Source organism: Salibacterium lacus (genome assembly GCF_042684865.1).
In the GTDB taxonomy this organism is placed as follows: Bacteria; Bacillota; Bacilli; order Bacillales; family Marinococcaceae; genus Salibacterium; species Salibacterium lacus.
This window is the reverse complement of record NZ_JBHUML010000002.1, coordinates 1,876,427-1,891,000: the sequence shown is the minus strand read 5'-3', so window position 1 is coordinate 1,891,000 and position 14,574 is coordinate 1,876,427. Positions and strand designations below refer to the sequence as shown.

At 51.3% G+C, this 14,574-nt stretch carries 13 protein-coding genes; 6 read left to right on the top strand and 7 right to left on the bottom strand.

The features are described from left to right. Window positions 1-111: 111 nt before the first annotated feature. From ACFSUB_RS10445 to ACFSUB_RS10420, 6 genes are all read left to right on the top strand, one after another. Window positions 112-405 carry a hypothetical protein gene (locus ACFSUB_RS10445; RefSeq protein ID WP_380713115.1) on the top strand — a complete coding sequence of 98 codons (294 nt, stop codon included), beginning with the start codon at window positions 112-114 and terminating at the stop codon, window positions 403-405. An 804-nt stretch (window positions 406-1,209) separates the two neighbouring features. Beyond that, window positions 1,210-2,010 (top strand): sugar phosphate isomerase/epimerase family protein, encoded by an 801-nt coding sequence (locus tag ACFSUB_RS10440; RefSeq protein ID WP_380713238.1) that lies wholly within the window; start codon window positions 1,210-1,212, stop codon window positions 2,008-2,010. Beyond that, window positions 2,007-3,038 (top strand): ABC transporter substrate-binding protein, encoded by a 1,032-nt coding sequence (locus ACFSUB_RS10435; protein ID WP_380713114.1) that lies wholly within the window; start codon window positions 2,007-2,009, stop codon window positions 3,036-3,038. Before ACFSUB_RS10440 ends, ACFSUB_RS10435 begins: the two co-directional genes overlap by 4 nt. 13 nt (window positions 3,039-3,051) lie before the next feature. After that, a complete protein-coding gene (locus ACFSUB_RS10430) occupies window positions 3,052-4,794 on the top strand; it encodes an ABC transporter permease (protein WP_380713113.1) in 1,743 nt (580 codons plus the stop codon). After that, window positions 4,791-5,867 (top strand): ABC transporter ATP-binding protein, encoded by a 1,077-nt coding sequence (locus tag ACFSUB_RS10425; protein WP_380713112.1) that lies wholly within the window; start codon window positions 4,791-4,793, stop codon window positions 5,865-5,867. The genes ACFSUB_RS10430 and ACFSUB_RS10425 overlap by 4 nt, the downstream gene beginning before the upstream one ends. Window positions 5,868-6,111: 244 nt before the next feature. Next, on the top strand, window positions 6,112-6,303 hold the full coding sequence (locus ACFSUB_RS10420) for a hypothetical protein (protein ID WP_380713111.1): 192 nt from the start codon (window positions 6,112-6,114) through the stop codon (window positions 6,301-6,303). Window positions 6,304-6,326: 23 nt separating this feature from the next. Here ACFSUB_RS10420 and ACFSUB_RS10415 read toward each other — a convergent pair whose 3' ends face one another. From ACFSUB_RS10415 to ACFSUB_RS10385, 7 genes are all read right to left on the bottom strand, one after another. Further along, window positions 6,327-7,625, bottom strand: a complete 1,299-nt coding sequence (locus ACFSUB_RS10415; RefSeq protein ID WP_380713110.1) for a CapA family protein — start codon at window positions 7,623-7,625, stop codon at window positions 6,327-6,329. A 13-nt stretch (window positions 7,626-7,638) separates the two neighbouring features. Further along, window positions 7,639-8,385, bottom strand: a complete 747-nt coding sequence (gene nfsA / locus ACFSUB_RS10410; protein ID WP_380713109.1) for an oxygen-insensitive NADPH nitroreductase — start codon at window positions 8,383-8,385, stop codon at window positions 7,639-7,641. Beyond that, window positions 8,372-9,796, bottom strand: a complete 1,425-nt coding sequence (gene allB / locus ACFSUB_RS10405; protein WP_380713108.1) for an allantoinase AllB — start codon at window positions 9,794-9,796, stop codon at window positions 8,372-8,374. Before allB ends, nfsA begins: the two co-directional genes overlap by 14 nt. Before the next feature lie 65 nt (window positions 9,797-9,861). Further along, the gene (locus ACFSUB_RS10400; protein WP_380713107.1) at window positions 9,862-10,776 is read right to left on the bottom strand and encodes a dihydroorotate dehydrogenase; all 915 of its coding nucleotides are present in this window, start codon (window positions 10,774-10,776) and stop codon (window positions 9,862-9,864) included. Next, window positions 10,773-11,564: a dihydroorotate dehydrogenase electron transfer subunit gene (locus tag ACFSUB_RS10395; RefSeq protein ID WP_380713106.1), complete on the bottom strand. Its 792-nt coding sequence runs from the start codon at window positions 11,562-11,564 to the stop codon at window positions 10,773-10,775. Before ACFSUB_RS10395 ends, ACFSUB_RS10400 begins: the two co-directional genes overlap by 4 nt. After that, a complete protein-coding gene (locus tag ACFSUB_RS10390; protein ID WP_380713105.1) occupies window positions 11,561-12,826 on the bottom strand; it encodes a M20 family metallo-hydrolase in 1,266 nt (421 codons plus the stop codon). Before ACFSUB_RS10390 ends, ACFSUB_RS10395 begins: the two co-directional genes overlap by 4 nt. Before the next feature lie 130 nt (window positions 12,827-12,956). Beyond that, on the bottom strand, window positions 12,957-14,570 hold the full coding sequence (locus ACFSUB_RS10385; RefSeq protein ID WP_380713104.1) for a PucR family transcriptional regulator: 1,614 nt from the start codon (window positions 14,568-14,570) through the stop codon (window positions 12,957-12,959). Window positions 14,571-14,574 lie beyond the last annotated feature (4 nt).

Below are 14,574 nucleotides of genomic sequence, written 5' to 3'. Positions count from 1 at the left end.
CCGCGTGAACCATGAGGAAATCTGTCACATAAAATAAAAGCGTGAAACCTGAGTATTCCGGGTAACGTAAGAAGGGAAGCACGTTTTGTACAGAAGGAGGTTTTTCAGAAAATGGTACCGGCTCTCGCGAAATTTATAACCGGCGGATTCGAAGCACTGCTTGCCATCCCGATTATCGGAGGCAGTATTGTTGTATTCAGCGGCTACAGTGCACTTTGGACAGCTTTCATTCTTCATCTTATCGCTATAGCGATTATGTTTGTGTACCGCAGGTCAAAAGCACCGAATATCTTTGGTCTTGTTGCATCCGTAATCGGGTTGATTCCCGTTGTCGGCTGGATCATGCACGTCATCGCGGCCGTATGGCTGATTATGGACGGTGTATCCGATAAGAAACGTGGATAAAAGTCACAGGCTTTGACGCTGTAATCGATAAAGAGCACGACATGCTTCCGACTATCATAAACGATAGCCGGGAGCATTTTTTATAGAGAAAGTATTTTTATTACGATCCGGACCGGCCGGTTTCAGCGCCCGTTTGTTCCGCTATCAGTCACTACAGGATCAGGTGGCTGCCAGAGATGGTCGATAGAACGGTCCTAAGAGCCATTAGAACGCTGCAGCAGGGAAGCATTGGTCGTTAGAGGTTTCTAATGACCAATGCTGCTTCGTTTTATCCCGTAAACGGTCGTAAGCCGCTGCCTATCGACCATCTTGCCCTGATACCGGTCTGAGAATGGCTGCTTGTTCTGTATGGAAAAAAGAAGCCTTGATCCGCACAGGGAACTGCGTCCATTAGCAGCTTGAAACAAGAGGATAGTGTCCATGAAACACCGATTCATGGAGACTAAGGTACTTCTTTTTGGAAATAGTGGTTCCCGGCCGCTGTCCGTAACCATTAATATTGCGGGCCGACTACTTAGTGTCCACAAAACAAGGATTGGTGGATACTAAAGACCGGCCCAGGCCATATAGTGTCCACCAGCCGCACATCCTCACAGCCGCACATCCTCACAGCCCTTACCCCTCAGCACCACCCTTTCTACCTTGCAATCAGAAAATGTTAACACATCTTCATCTTCCTTTACAGAAAGCTATTACTTGTTTCATCAAAGGTTAATACTTTTGTTGTAGCATGATTATTACGGTTGAAAATATATAACGGCAAAGGGGGAGAGTGGGATCAGGCTTTATTTTTCTTCGACATTGATGTGGGGGACTCCGTTTCGCGACATCATCAAACAGGCAGCAAAGCAGGGGTTTGAAGGAGTGGAACTATGGGCGGAACATATCTGGGCCCAGGAAGAATCCGTCCACGACATTCTGCGCTGGACGAAAGACTCCCGTATCACCTGCACGCTCCATGCTCCAAGCTGGGATTTGAATCCGGCATCGATCAATAAGGAGATCCGGGAAGCCTCGTATCAACAGATATGTCGTTCGATGGAACTGGCGGAGCAGGTGGAAGCACCAAACATAACGGTTCATCCGGGACATCAGACGATACCATCCACCATGGCCTCATGGCATACAGACATGATAAAGGAACAATTGTACCGTCTGAATGAAAAAGCCCGCAGGCATGGCTGCACCTTGTCTGTCGAACATATGGAGGAAAAACCGAAAGAATTATTCTGCACGCCCGGTGACATGAATCACCTGACAGAAAGCATGCCTGGCGATGTGAAAGTGACGTTTGATGCAGCGCATGTGCCGGCGGAGCGGGACCCGGCGGATTATTTTGAAAGAATGAACCGTATCAACAAGATTCATCTGAGTGATACGTCGCAAACAGTGTACCACGTTGGATTGGGGGAGGGGCACCTTTCTCTTTTCCACCTGATGTCTCTTCTGGAACATACGGAGCTGCCGGTTGTGCTGGAAGGGTTTGAAGAAGGTGCGGGGGCAGAGAAGCTGGCCAGCCATCTTGATTACTTAAAAAAGTTTCAAAAGGAAAGTATCCACTCTAATGATAGTTTTTTTATAACTAAAGGAGGACCACTTACATGAAACGCATGTCAGCACTTCTACTTGGAACGGTAACAATGGGCCTGATGGCCGCCTGCGGAGCAGACGATGACACAAGCAGCGGAGCAGGGGCGGAAACATCGGATATTTCAGGGAACTTAAGTTTTTATACGTCGCAGCCGGATCAGGACGCGACCGCTCTTATTTCTGCTTTTAACGATGAATACCCGGATGTCAATGTGGAGGTTTACCGGTCCGGCACCGAAGAAGTCATCAGCAAGGTGCAGGCTGAAAAAGAAGCGGGCAATGTGCAGGCCGATGTGATGCTCGTGGCGGATTCGGTGACGTTTGAATCGTTGAAGGAACAGGACATGCTGATGTCTTATGAGTCTTCGGAAGCAGAGGGGATACCGGATGATTTTGTTGACCCGGATCATCAATACTACGGAACGAAAATCATGTCCACTATTCTGGCCGTCAATACAGACAATGTGGAAGAAACTCCAAGCTCCTGGAAGGTACTTACCGAAGAAGCGGCAGCCGGGGAAAGCATCATGCCCAGTCCATTGTACTCCGGTGCGGCCGCTTACAATGTCGGTGTGATGAGCCGCAAAGAGGAGTTCGGCTGGGACTTTTTCGAAAATGTCAGCAGCAACAATGTCAGCGTGGTACAGGGGAACGGCGGCGTACTGGAGTCCGTAGCCGCAGGTGAAAAATCATACGGCATGGTCGTAGACTTCATCGTCGCCCGTGCAGCTGCGGAAGGATCACCGGTTGAGCTGGTGTACCCGGATGAAGGCGTACCGGTCATTACCGAGCCTATTGGAATTATGGACGAAACAGATAACGAGGAAGCGGCCAAGGCCTTTGTAGACTTTGTTCTTTCCGAGCAGGGGCAGGACGTTTCAACGGAAATAGGCTATACGCCGATCAGAGAAGGAGTAGACGCTCCTGAAGGGTTGAAGACAGTAGATGAGTTGAATGTTCTCTCCCACGACGTGCAGGAGCTTCTTGAAACCCGCGGGCAGGATAAGCAGCAATTTGCTGATATTGTTGGAGAGCAGGAGTAGGGAGTGACGTGACATGGATCATACAGCGAGAAACAACCAGGGAGGACCTGCTTCCTGGTTTTCCGCGCTTTCTGCCCGTACCCCGGGGTGGAAACGAATCATAGCGGCCGTTACGTTCATCATACTGGTTATCTTTTTTGTACTGCCGATCGCTCGTCTCGTGTGGCTCAGTTTCACCGAAGACGCTGTTCCGACATGGCAGCATTACCGCGAAGTACTATCAGACGCAGGAACGTGGATAGTTGTGCAGAATACATTCTGGATGGTACTGGGATCCACCATCATGGCGCTGGTGCTTGGAGTGTTTATGGCGTGGCTGGTTACGTACAGTGATATCCGTGCGAAAAAACTGATTCATGTGATGGTGATGCTTCCTTTCATCATCCCGTCGTATATCATTACACTTTCCTGGACCCAGCTTTTCCGTAACTCCAGCTGGTTTTCGAGTGTTCTTCAATGGCTCCCCGGCCATCTGGAGGCCCCGGACTTATACACCCTGCCCGGTATGATGTTCATGCTCGGTTTGTCGAACTATCCGCTGGTGTACCTTTTTACCGTGGCGGTCCTCCGGAAAATCCCGCAGGAATTGTTATCAGCGGCGAGAGCTTCCGGATCGGGAAGAGGCGCCGTGTTTCGGAAAATTACCCTGCCGCTTGCTCTGCCGGGTATTGCCGGGGGCGGTCTGCTTGCTTTCCTTGCGAACCTGGATAATTTCGGTATTCCGGCCTTTCTCGGCATTCCGGGAAATATTACGGTGTTAAGCACTGCCATCTACCAGGAGGTTGTTGGTATCGGGCCTTCTGCCTTTGCCCGCGCATCTGTACTGTCTGTTCTGCTGGGGATCATTGCGCTCCTTGGAACGTTTCTGCAGTGGCTGCTTTTACGAAAATCGCGGCAGCTGGAGACAGCACATGAAGAAACGAGACCGCGTTTTTCCCTCGGTCTCTGGCGGACGCCGGTAGAAACAGTAGTGTGGGTATTCCTTGTCTTCATCAGCTTTGTTCCGCTCTCGTCCATGGTATCTTCTTCGCTGCTTTCCGCGTACGGGGTGGATTTCAGCTTAGAGACCATCACGTTTTCCAACTACACGTACATCTTGTTTGAAAACGGGAAAACGCAGGGAGCGATAGGAAACAGTCTGCTGCTCGCTTTATGGACAGCGGGGACGGCGTTGATTGCAGGAACCATTCTGGCTTATTACCGGGTGCGCAGACCTTCTGCCCTCACACGGGGGGCAGAACTGGTGACGGGCCTTCCGTATGCACTGCCGGGCATCGTCCTTGCTCTTGCGATGATATTTGCCTGGATGGAGCCGGTTCCAGGCTGGAATCCAGGAATCTACGGGAGCATTGGTATATTAATGATTGCCTACGTGACCCGGTTTATGATTCTGCAGGTGCGGGGCAGCATGACGGCATTGATGCAGGTGGATGTTTCGATGGAAGAAGCCTCGCATGTATCCGGAGCCAAGGGATTTACCAAATGGAGAAAAATTATGCTCCCCCTCCTCCTTCCCGGTTTGATCAGCGGAACCATGCTCGTGTTTTTAACTTCGTTTACCGAGCTTACTGTTTCGTCCTTGTTGATGTCGGCAGGAAATGAAACGATCGGAGTGACGATATTTGATTTCGAACAGGCGGGATATACGCACTATTCCACCGCATTTTCCGCTGTCGTGGTTGTTCTTATGCTGGCGGTAATAGGTTCGTTACTGCTTGCCCATCAGATTTGGAAGAAGAAAGTGGTGAAGATATGAGCGCAGTACTGCAGGATGTGAGAAAAACATTTGGGGACACCGTCGCGCTGTCTTCAGTGGATCTGGAAGTAAAAGACGGCGAATTCATTGCGATTCTGGGGCCGTCCGGCTGTGGCAAAACCACGCTGCTGCGGCTCCTTGCCGGATTTGAAACACCTACGGCTGGAAGTATAAAAGTGGATGGGATCGAGACAGCTGAGCCGGGGCGGATGGTACCGCCGGAGAAGCGTAACATCGGCATGGTTTTTCAGTCCTTTGCCCTGTGGCCGCATATGAAATTGAAAGAACAGGTGCAGTTTCCGCTTGAACATCATAAATATGTCCCGGAACCATTCAAAAAACAAAAAAAAGAGCGGGTAAAGGAAATGCTCGAGATGGTCGGACTCGAAGATTATTCTGACCGTATGCCAAATGAGTTGTCGGGTGGGCAGAAGCAGCGTGTGGCTCTTGCCAGAGCAGTTGCTGCGCAGCCTTCGCTGCTATTGATGGATGAGCCGCTGAGCAGCCTGGACGCGGGCCTTCGTATGGAGATGCGTAGAGAAATTCAGGCTATTCACCGAAAAACAGGGACGTCGATTGTCTACGTTACCCATGATCAAGCGGAAGCTCTGGCCATGGCTGACCGTATCATTGTCATGAATCATGGAACGATAGAACAGATGGGCAGTCCACACGATATTTATCGTTTTCCCCGTACCGAATTCACCGCCCGGTTTGTTGGAAAAGCGAATATGGTCCCCGGCACCTGGACAAAAGAAGGGTTCCATCCCCTATCAGATTCCTCCATTTCATGGCCCGGCACATGGATCGCTTCCACGTTTATAAAAAACGGCACGTTTCCGGTCCGGCCGGAACAGTTTCAGTTGAATGAAGGAGGGGGAGGTCTGAAAGGGAAGGTCATCAATTCCCAGTACCAGGGGAAAGAAATGCATTATGTTGTCGATGTAGAGGGGCATCAATGGACAGTTCATGCTCCAGCGGACGTTCACGTTTCGATCGGCGAAGAAGTAGGCCTCTCCCTGGCAGGAGTCCAAGCATCCGGTCGAAGCAGCACGATGTCCGTTTCATCTTGACCCCTCCGGTATGTTTCCGAAAACAAGGAACAGGTTAGATTTACAGCTGCGTGAACATTCAGAAAGCATTGTCTGTGTGGGATAATATAATCAGACCCTTTCAATAGGTTTGTGTCATGGATCCTGGTGTTTATGTTATACTGAGACCTCTATCCTTCTTTTTCATCTCTCTTTTACCGGGGGATAGAGCGAGATAACATCAATCATCAGGATTTTTTCATATTTTTCATAAGGAGGAAGCTGAATGAGTGAACAGATGACGAAAGCACAGGCCTTCAAGGAGTTGTATGAGTTATTGTTGTACTATTCTGAAAACAGAGACAAGCCGGTGGACGAACATTTCGATTTTTTCGGAAGTGTAAAGCGGTACTGTGGTATAATAGGTATAGATTACGATGAATTCGTGGAAGAATTTGATCTGAAACAGGAGTTGTAACAAAAAGAGCCGGGGAAGCAGGATCATACCTGTACTTCTCCGGCTCCGTTTTTGTTGATAGTTATCTTTGTCCCAAATGGGGCGGACAGTTCTTGGAGGTCTTCCAGAATACTCTGGTCTTCGGAAAACTCGGGCCAGCCTTTCCTGTAGCGGGGCAGATGAAACCCAAGTTCGATCGGGTGCAGAGTGAGCTTCGTCAGCCGGCCGTTTTCCATTTCCCAGTACGGCACGACGGAGCGCCACACATCAGGATTCACGCCAAGCCCTTTGCGGCCGTAATCGCTGCGGATGTCGAGCGCATCGGCAATTCCCGCCTTGTCATCGAGCGAATATTTTTCATAGAAATCCGGCGGAAGGTGCGTAACGCTGTCATTCTGAAAAATAAAGTTGCCAAGACTGTAGAAGATGGGTTTACCCTGATACAGTTCAATCCCGCGGAGAATGTGGGGGCCGTGGCTGATAATACTGTCGGCCCCGGCATCCACCAGCGAATGCGCCAGATCTTTGTGAAAATCAGCGGGAGCGGCTTTGTCCTCGCCGTCCATTTCGTGGGAGTGAATGCTGACAATAACAATGTCCGCCTGCCGCCCGGCTTCTTCCACTTTCCGTAGAAGGCGGTCTTTATCTCCCGGGTGCGGGGTGCGGTATGTTCCGGAGGGAGAACCTTCCTCAAATGCAAGATCACCGAGCTTCAGCCGTTTATCATCCGGCGGAGGGAGAAATCCTTCTTTTACGGCGAGATTGGCATCAGCGTTCACGTCCGTCTTACGCGCAATCCGCCGGAGTGCATCCATGTCTTCCCGGCTTACCCGGTGAACCGTCTGAAAACGGAGCGGATGAACCCCGGGACGTCCGGCCATGTCCCGGCCCTGGTCTCCGGCTGCCCAGAAATCAAAAAAAGTCGACGTGCAGGCAATCAAAGCGACTCTCCCATTCGGTGTCTCAAGATAGGCAGGGGACGAGGCGTCGGCGAGGTTCGTGCCCGTTCCGGCATAAACGAAGCCCCGGCTTCTCACATGTTCTTCGGTAGCGCGCAGTCCTGTGTACAGGTAATCAAGCGCGTGGTTTGTGGCACCGTTGAGCATGTTAAATCCGTAAAAAGAGAGATCATCCAGCACGCCGGGTTCAGCCATGGCCCATGTACCACCGCTGACAGGAGACGGAATACCTTCCCGGTTATGTGTCGTGACTTCAAGGTTGGCAAAACGCACATCCGCCTGCATGAAAAATCGCTGCAGTGCTGCGGCCTGTGGTGCTTTTTCCGGAAGTCTTCTTGTAATAAAGCAGTCTCCTGCTGCGGTAAGGGTAATGGGTCCGCTCAAGCTGCATTCTCCTTTATTTTAAAGTAAACCCCTGATCTTTCAGAAAATCGGTCATCTGCGGGCGGCGGGGAGCCGAGAGGTAGGAGGCCATCTGTTCTGTCCAGCTTTGTGATTTCGGGTTGGACGGACGGTTTTGGTAATACTCACGGGTGGATGCGTCAAACACCGAAAGCGCGTTCTCGATCCGCTGCTCGTCATACTGGTTTTCATGCCGGACACCGGATAGCGGGAACCGTGGTTTCTGTCCGGGGAGGTGCTCCGGAAAGCCAAGACACATCCCCATGACAGGAAAGGTCCACTTCGGCAGCTTAAGAAGCCGCGCCACGTCATACGGGCGATTGCGGATGCCGCCGATCATGACACCGCCGAGACCGTACGATTTAGCGGCAATGAAAGCATTTTGAGCGGCGAGAGCGGCGTCGACTGCACCAACAAGTACATTTTCGGATTCCTCCATTTCAAAAGCTGTCCCCTGTTCTTCACTGATCATTTCATGTTTGTGAAAATCAGCGGTGAAGACGAGAAATACCGGTGCGGAGCCGACGTAGCGCTGCGGCCCGCACCACTTTTCCAGTTGGCTTCGGACAGCGGGATCGGTGACAGAAATGATCGTGTATGCCTGCACGTTGTGGGATGAAGGGGCCCACTGGGCGGAACGTATAATGTCCCCAAGCATATCGTCAGGCACCGGATCTTCTTTGAAACGCCGGATGGAGCGGTGGTTCTGAATCAGCTTGGACGTTGAATTAGGATATGCCATGTACCGTCTGCCCTGTGCTTGTTGGTTGAATGAGCGTGCCGTGCCCTTCTGACACCATCTCTCCGTCTTTCATGACAGTCCGGCCCCGCACAATCGTCTGTACCGGCCATCCTTTGATTGGAAAACCGTCGTAGGCTGTCATTTTGCTCTTGCTGTGGAGGTTGTCCTGCTGAATCGTGCCTTCTTTGTCCATATCGACAATGGTAAAGTCAGCGTCCGACCCGGGCTGCATCGTTCCTTTCTGCGGAGCGATACCGAACAGACGGGCTGGATTTTCGGAAAGCAGCTGGGCGGCGCGCTGAAGGGAAAGGCGTCCTTCACTTACCGCATTCAGCATGAGCGGGGCAAGTGTTTCGATGCCGCACATGCCCGCCGGTATCGACCAGAGGCTGCCGTCTTTTTCATCCTGCGTATGCGGGGCATGGTCGGAGCATACGTGGGAAATCGTACCGTCGGCGATGCCTCTCCAGATCTCCTCCTGATCCGATTTATGTTTGACCGGCGGATACACTTTCATTTTCGGTCCGACCCGGTCGAAGTCTTCGGCCGATAAGAACAGAAAATGCGGACATGTTTCAACAGTGACAGGAAGCCCTTCCTGCTGCGCTTTACGGATAAGGCGGACGGATTCGCCGGCGCTGACGTGGAGCACGTGAAAACGGACGCCGGTGGCCCGTGCCATTTGAATGCCGGTCTGAACCGTCAATACTTCTGCGAGCGCCGGACGGCCTTCGAGCAGGTCTTCATACGTGGAGCCGCCTCGCTCTTCCACCCGTGACGTGAGCGTCTGGATAAGGTCGTTGTTTTCAGCGTGTACGGCAAACACCTGACCGGTTTTAGCGACATTTTCCATCATTTTGTATACTTCACCGTCATGAAACGGCGGGATAACGTTTTCCATGCCGGGCTTGTAGTTATACATCAGCTGATACGTTTCTGCATGAACCGCATAGCCCCAGAAGAATTTAAATGCGATGACGCCTTTGTCGTGAAGATCCGGGATATGTTCTTCGTTTAGATGGCCAAGACAGATGCCCCAAAGCCCGAAGTCCACGCTTGCCTGAGTTCCGAGATGCTCGTGCTGGCTGTCAAAATGGGCGGCGTCATTAACAGGGGGATTCGTGTTCGGCATTTCAAATACTGTCGTAAGACCGCCTGCTGCTGCGGCTCTGGTGGAATGTGTGAAATCTTCCTTGTGGGTGGGGCCTGGATCACGCGAATGAATATGGGTATCCATGAAACCGGGAAATACGTGCTTCCCGGAAGCATCGATGTCTTCATCGATTTCCCCCGGAAGTTTCTCTGTTGTAATCGCTGCAATCTTATCATCCTGCACATAAATATCCGCCTGATACGTTTCTTTTCCTGTTACAATAGTGCCGTTTTTAATACGCTGCTGCCATGCCAACATGTATCATCCTTTCTGTATGAGAATAGGGGAAGAAACAGCTTCCACCTCGGCGGAAGCTTTCGTTTCTAGACCTCCACCGCTGCGGTGAGATCGTTAATGTTCATGATATCATGGCGCTCCATATAATCACGAATTTCTTCGATGACATCGGTGAGAGCGGTCGGGGTGATGAAACTTGCTGTTCCGACCTGCACCGCGGAAGCGCCGGCGATCATCATCTCGATGGCGTCGTTTCCGTTCATCACGCCGCCGCATCCGATAATCGGGAGGTCGGTCACCTGGGCGGTCTGATAAATCATCCGTACCATAATCGGTTTCACCGCAGGACCGGACAGACCTCCCATGACATTGCCGACCATCGGTTTTCTCGATTCGGTATCGATTGCCATGGCAAGAATCGTATTGGCAACGGTCAGCGCATCCGCACCGCCTGCATCCGCCGCTTTTGCAATCTCCTGAATACTCGTCACATTCGGGGTGAGCTTGGCGATCAGCGGAACATCTGTTACCTTCCGTACCCGCTGCATCAGCTCATACGTTACATCAGCGTCCATTCCAAAGGCATGACCGTCTCCTTTCAGATTCGGACATGATATATTCAACTCGAGTGCATCAATATCGGGATGATTACCAAGTACATCGGACATCTCAACGAATTCCTCGATGGATTCCGCGGAGATGCTGGAGATTAAAGGCACATCGTAGGCGGAAAACTCCGGAATGGTTTTGCTGAGATAAGCGTCCAGCCCTTTGGACTGAATGCCGATCGAATTGATCATACCGCCGTGGGTTTCACATACTCTCGGGGTATCGTTGCCCGGCTGTGGATACTTCGTAATACTCTTTGGAACAATCGCACCGATGCTGTTAAAATCAAGAGCTTCGTGCATTTCCGGACCGAATGCTCCTGATGCGGGCATGACAGGGTTTGAGAGAGTGAGAGAACCGATGGATACACGCAGGCTTCGTTCCGAGGTCATGAAATCACCACCTTTTCAAGCGGAAATACCGGTCCTTCCAGGCAGACACGCACCGAGCGGTATTTCCCTTCTTCCTCCTCAAGGTCACAGACGCAGGCAAAACAGGCCCCCATGGCGCACCCCATTTGTTCTTCCAACGCAATTTCACCGGGGAGTCCGTATTCAGCGGCAAGCCGCTGATTGAGGCGCGAGAGCCGGCGTGATCCGCACGTATACAGGGCGTCCACGTCTTTTCGTTCGATGATATCGCGCATCTTCGTTTCCACAGAGTCCACATCGCTCGTGCCTTCTTCTTCGGTGACGTTGTGAACTTCCGCTCCGAAATCCTGAAGGGTCTCGGCGGCAAGCAGATCATTTCTCGAACGGGCACTTAATATGGCGGTGCAGCGCACGCCTTTGCGTCCGGCTTCCTGGGCGAGAGCGGCAAGTGTTGCAATGCCGACGCCGCGGGCAGTAAGAAGGATCTCATCGTACCCGGGGTCCAGCTTAAAACCGTAGCCGAGCGGGCCGAGAAGGTCAGCAGTATCCCCGGGCTGCTTTTTTGTTAAATCTTTCGTGCCTTCTCCTTTAACAAGGTACAGAAACTCGATTGTATCGTCTTCCCGGTTAATCCGGTAAATACTGAAAGGTCTCCGCAGAAACGGGAATGCTCCATCGGAACAACGGATATGAAAAAACTGGCCGGGTTCGATGTCGTCGGCCATTCCGGACGTATCGATTGTCATATGCCAGTACCGCTTGGAGACCTGCACATTGGTAAGAATGGGCAGGAGGTGCTGCTTCATCATGATCTCACCTCCACGTATTTTTTAGTACGGCCTTCATCTGCCTCGGTGCGTACCGCTTGTTCGAGAACATCCACGGCTTCCACCACATGAGTCAGCGCAGTGAATTCCTCCGGATGGTGGCTGAGTCCGTTAACCGACGGGACAAAAAGAAGACCGGACGGCCACTTTTGCGCCATGTTCATCACGTCATGCCCGGCACCGCTCGGCATAAAAACCGGGGTCAGATTCAGGTTCGTGCATTCCTCTTTCAAGCAGTCCTGAATCCGGGATGAAAGAGGAACCGGTGATTCTTCTGACAGTGTCTCCATCTGGATGGACAGTCCGCGTGTCTGCTCCACATGCCCGGCGGCTTGTACAAAGCGCTGGTACACCCGCTCGCGGGAAGCGGTATCAGTGCTTCGAATATCAACGTCGAAGCGGCACTCTCCCGGAATGACGTTTATGGCGCCGGGAGAAGCTTCAATGCTGCCGACCGTGGCGACCGTGTGATTATCTTTTTCGCTCCGGGCCGCGGATTCGAGCTCAAGGATTAATTCAGAAGCACCGGGCAGAGCATCTTTTCTCATATCCATACTGGTTGTGCCCGAATGGGACGCCTTTCCCTCGACGAGTACGCGCAGCCGGAGCGGGGCCGCGATACCTGTCACAATACCAACCGGGAGCTGCTTGTTTTCAAGCACCGGCCCCTGCTCAATATGGAGTTCCATAAAGGTTTTGATGTCTGTCTGCGGCCGCTTTGCTTCAGCGAGCTGTTCGAATGAAAAACCTGCCTGTTCTACAGCCTTAGGAAACGTGATTCCATCTTTATCTTTGAGGGACGCAAGCTTCGCAGGATCCGCCTTTCCGCTCATCAGCTTACTGCCGATCGTGGCGGTGCCGAACCGGGAAGACTCTTCGGCCCGGAATACAATGACTTCAACAGGGTGTGTAGTCTGGATGTTTTTCTCATTCAAGCGGTGGATGACTTCCAGACCGGCGAGGACACCCAGTGTACCGTCATATTGTCCGCCGGCGTAGACTGTATCCAGATGAGAGCCGATAGCAACCGCAGGAACATCAGCTGTTCCTTCCCGGCGGGCGATCAGATTACCGGCCGCATCTTCACGTACACTCAATTCTTCCTTTTCACAGAGCCCGCGGAAGATATCCAGCGCGTCCTGTTCTTCTTTAGTGTACGCAAGACGATACAGACCGGGAGCGGAAGTTTTTCCTATCTGATTCACCTGATCGAGCCACTCATCGATACGTTCCAAACTCATCATGTCCACCTCTTCTTATAAGAATCGATATCATGCCTATCGTGTAATAACCGTTTTATAGTCTATATATACATTTTAATATTCTGACGGCTTGGACAACCTCGGTTTCACAGACATAATATAGACTTCTTTTTTATCGCTGGCGATAACCATGATGAATATAGTGCCCGATCTTTAAACCGAGCTGGATCATTAATTTTCCTTCGGAATCCTGAAGACTCCAGCCGGTTAATGTTTTTACTTTCTGAAGTCTGTATTTCAGGGTGTTCACATGGATATACAGGCTTTCCGCTGCTGCTGACACGGATTCGTTATGATAAAAATATTCTTCCACGCTGCGGATGAGTTCGAGATTGTGCTTATCATCATATTCGGCGAGCAGACCGGCCGTTTCGGTGTAAAATCTGGTCAGCTCCTCCTCTTCACTTACCTGCGCGAGGAGACGATATACGCCGAGTTCATCGTAATGCACCGGGCGGCTGTCCTGAAGGTGAAGAGTGCGGCTGATCGACAAAGCCGTTTCGGCCTGTTCAAACGATTCCTGGAGTTCGCTGAAACTGTTGCTGCTGACTCTGCCGGTCCCGGCAAACGGTGTTTTGGCAAACATTTTCTCGAATTCACGGATGAAACGGTTCATGTCAATCAGCGCTCTTTCTTCTCCTTTTCCTTTCGTCGGATAGAGAATATAAAGCACGTGATGCATCATTCCAACGACCGCGTGCGGTTCGATGTGATGAATAATCATCTCAAGCTTTGTCATATGATCGGTAAGAAAGGTTCCTGCTGTGTCTGCCTGTTCAAAATAAACGGCACAGCACATATAGCACCGTTCCGGAAGAATATTGTATCCCCGCGCTTTTTCTTCCAGATCTTTCGTATGGGATGTGCTGCCTCTGAACAATGCCCGGAAAAAATCACTCTTATACTGCAGCTCGACCTCATAGCGGACCTTCCGGCGCATGAACTCAAGAGCAAGCACCGACGAGGCGCGTTCGAGAATGGCAAGATCCGCTTCAATGTGTTCCTGCGCGTCATCCCAGCTGGAAATGGCTCCGTACAATGTGCCGTCCACAATAATGGGGGCGGTAATACAACTGACCGGTCCTGCTTCTTCGTGCCTGCGTTTCAGCCGGATCGGCCGCTGCACGTGTTCGAGCTCCTCGATCTGCTGATGCTTGAAATCCTGAAAAGGACTGTTTAAAAGCGGTGTGTCCACAAAAGAGACAAGACTTTCGATAGCAATATTATGTTTTGTCAAATGCGTTAAAATATCAATCAGAGATTGAATTCCTGGTTCATTTAAGGAAACTTCGTTTAACAGCCGGTACGCTTCCTCCAGATCTTCCTGAAGCACGACTTTCCGGTCGAAAATCGTATTCATGACCGGAGACAGTATATCCAGATAGCTGACCGGCTCCGGGATTTCAATAACTGGAAAGCCGTATTTTTCAGCTTCTTCAAGAATCGGCAGCGGGATATCTTCCACGAAACGGTTCGGTTTAATCGCAAGCGCCGATGTTCCTTTTTCGTGAAGCTGCTTGATCAGCTGCTTTTGAGCCTCGGGATCGTCTTTAATAGGGTACAGGCTGGTTAACATCAGTTCATTGCCCTTGAGCCAGCGGACAATATCAGGAACTTCCATAATGGTGACGTACCGGATCTCGGCATCAAGTCCCTGGTATCCGGCTATCACCCGGCATTCGCGGAGTCCTCCTATTTTCATGGCATCCTGCAGCGATATGGTCATTTTA

What these genes read in the sequence shown, in the direction of transcription:
- ACFSUB_RS10445 (WP_380713115.1), top strand. Translation starts at nt 112, where the DNA reads ATGGTACCGGCTCTCGCGAAATTTATAACCGGCGGATTCGAAGCACTG.
- ACFSUB_RS10440 (WP_380713238.1), top strand. Translation starts at nt 1,210, where the DNA reads ATGTGGGGGACTCCGTTTCGCGACATCATCAAACAGGCAGCAAAGCAG.
- ACFSUB_RS10435 (WP_380713114.1), top strand. Translation starts at nt 2,007, where the DNA reads ATGAAACGCATGTCAGCACTTCTACTTGGAACGGTAACAATGGGCCTG.
- ACFSUB_RS10430 (WP_380713113.1), top strand. Translation starts at nt 3,052, where the DNA reads ATGGATCATACAGCGAGAAACAACCAGGGAGGACCTGCTTCCTGGTTT.
- ACFSUB_RS10425 (WP_380713112.1), top strand. Translation starts at nt 4,791, where the DNA reads ATGAGCGCAGTACTGCAGGATGTGAGAAAAACATTTGGGGACACCGTC.
- ACFSUB_RS10420 (WP_380713111.1), top strand. Translation starts at nt 6,112, where the DNA reads ATGAGTGAACAGATGACGAAAGCACAGGCCTTCAAGGAGTTGTATGAG.
- nfsA (WP_380713109.1), bottom strand. Translation starts at nt 8,385, where the DNA reads ATGGCATATCCTAATTCAACGTCCAAGCTGATTCAGAACCACCGCTCC.
- allB (WP_380713108.1), bottom strand. Translation starts at nt 9,796, where the DNA reads ATGTTGGCATGGCAGCAGCGTATTAAAAACGGCACTATTGTAACAGGA.
- ACFSUB_RS10400 (WP_380713107.1), bottom strand. Translation starts at nt 10,776, where the DNA reads ATGACCTCGGAACGAAGCCTGCGTGTATCCATCGGTTCTCTCACTCTC.
- ACFSUB_RS10395 (WP_380713106.1), bottom strand. Translation starts at nt 11,564, where the DNA reads ATGATGAAGCAGCACCTCCTGCCCATTCTTACCAATGTGCAGGTCTCC.
- ACFSUB_RS10390 (WP_380713105.1), bottom strand. Translation starts at nt 12,826, where the DNA reads ATGATGAGTTTGGAACGTATCGATGAGTGGCTCGATCAGGTGAATCAG.
- ACFSUB_RS10385 (WP_380713104.1), bottom strand. Translation starts at nt 14,570, where the DNA reads ATGACCATATCGCTGCAGGATGCCATGAAAATAGGAGGACTCCGCGAA.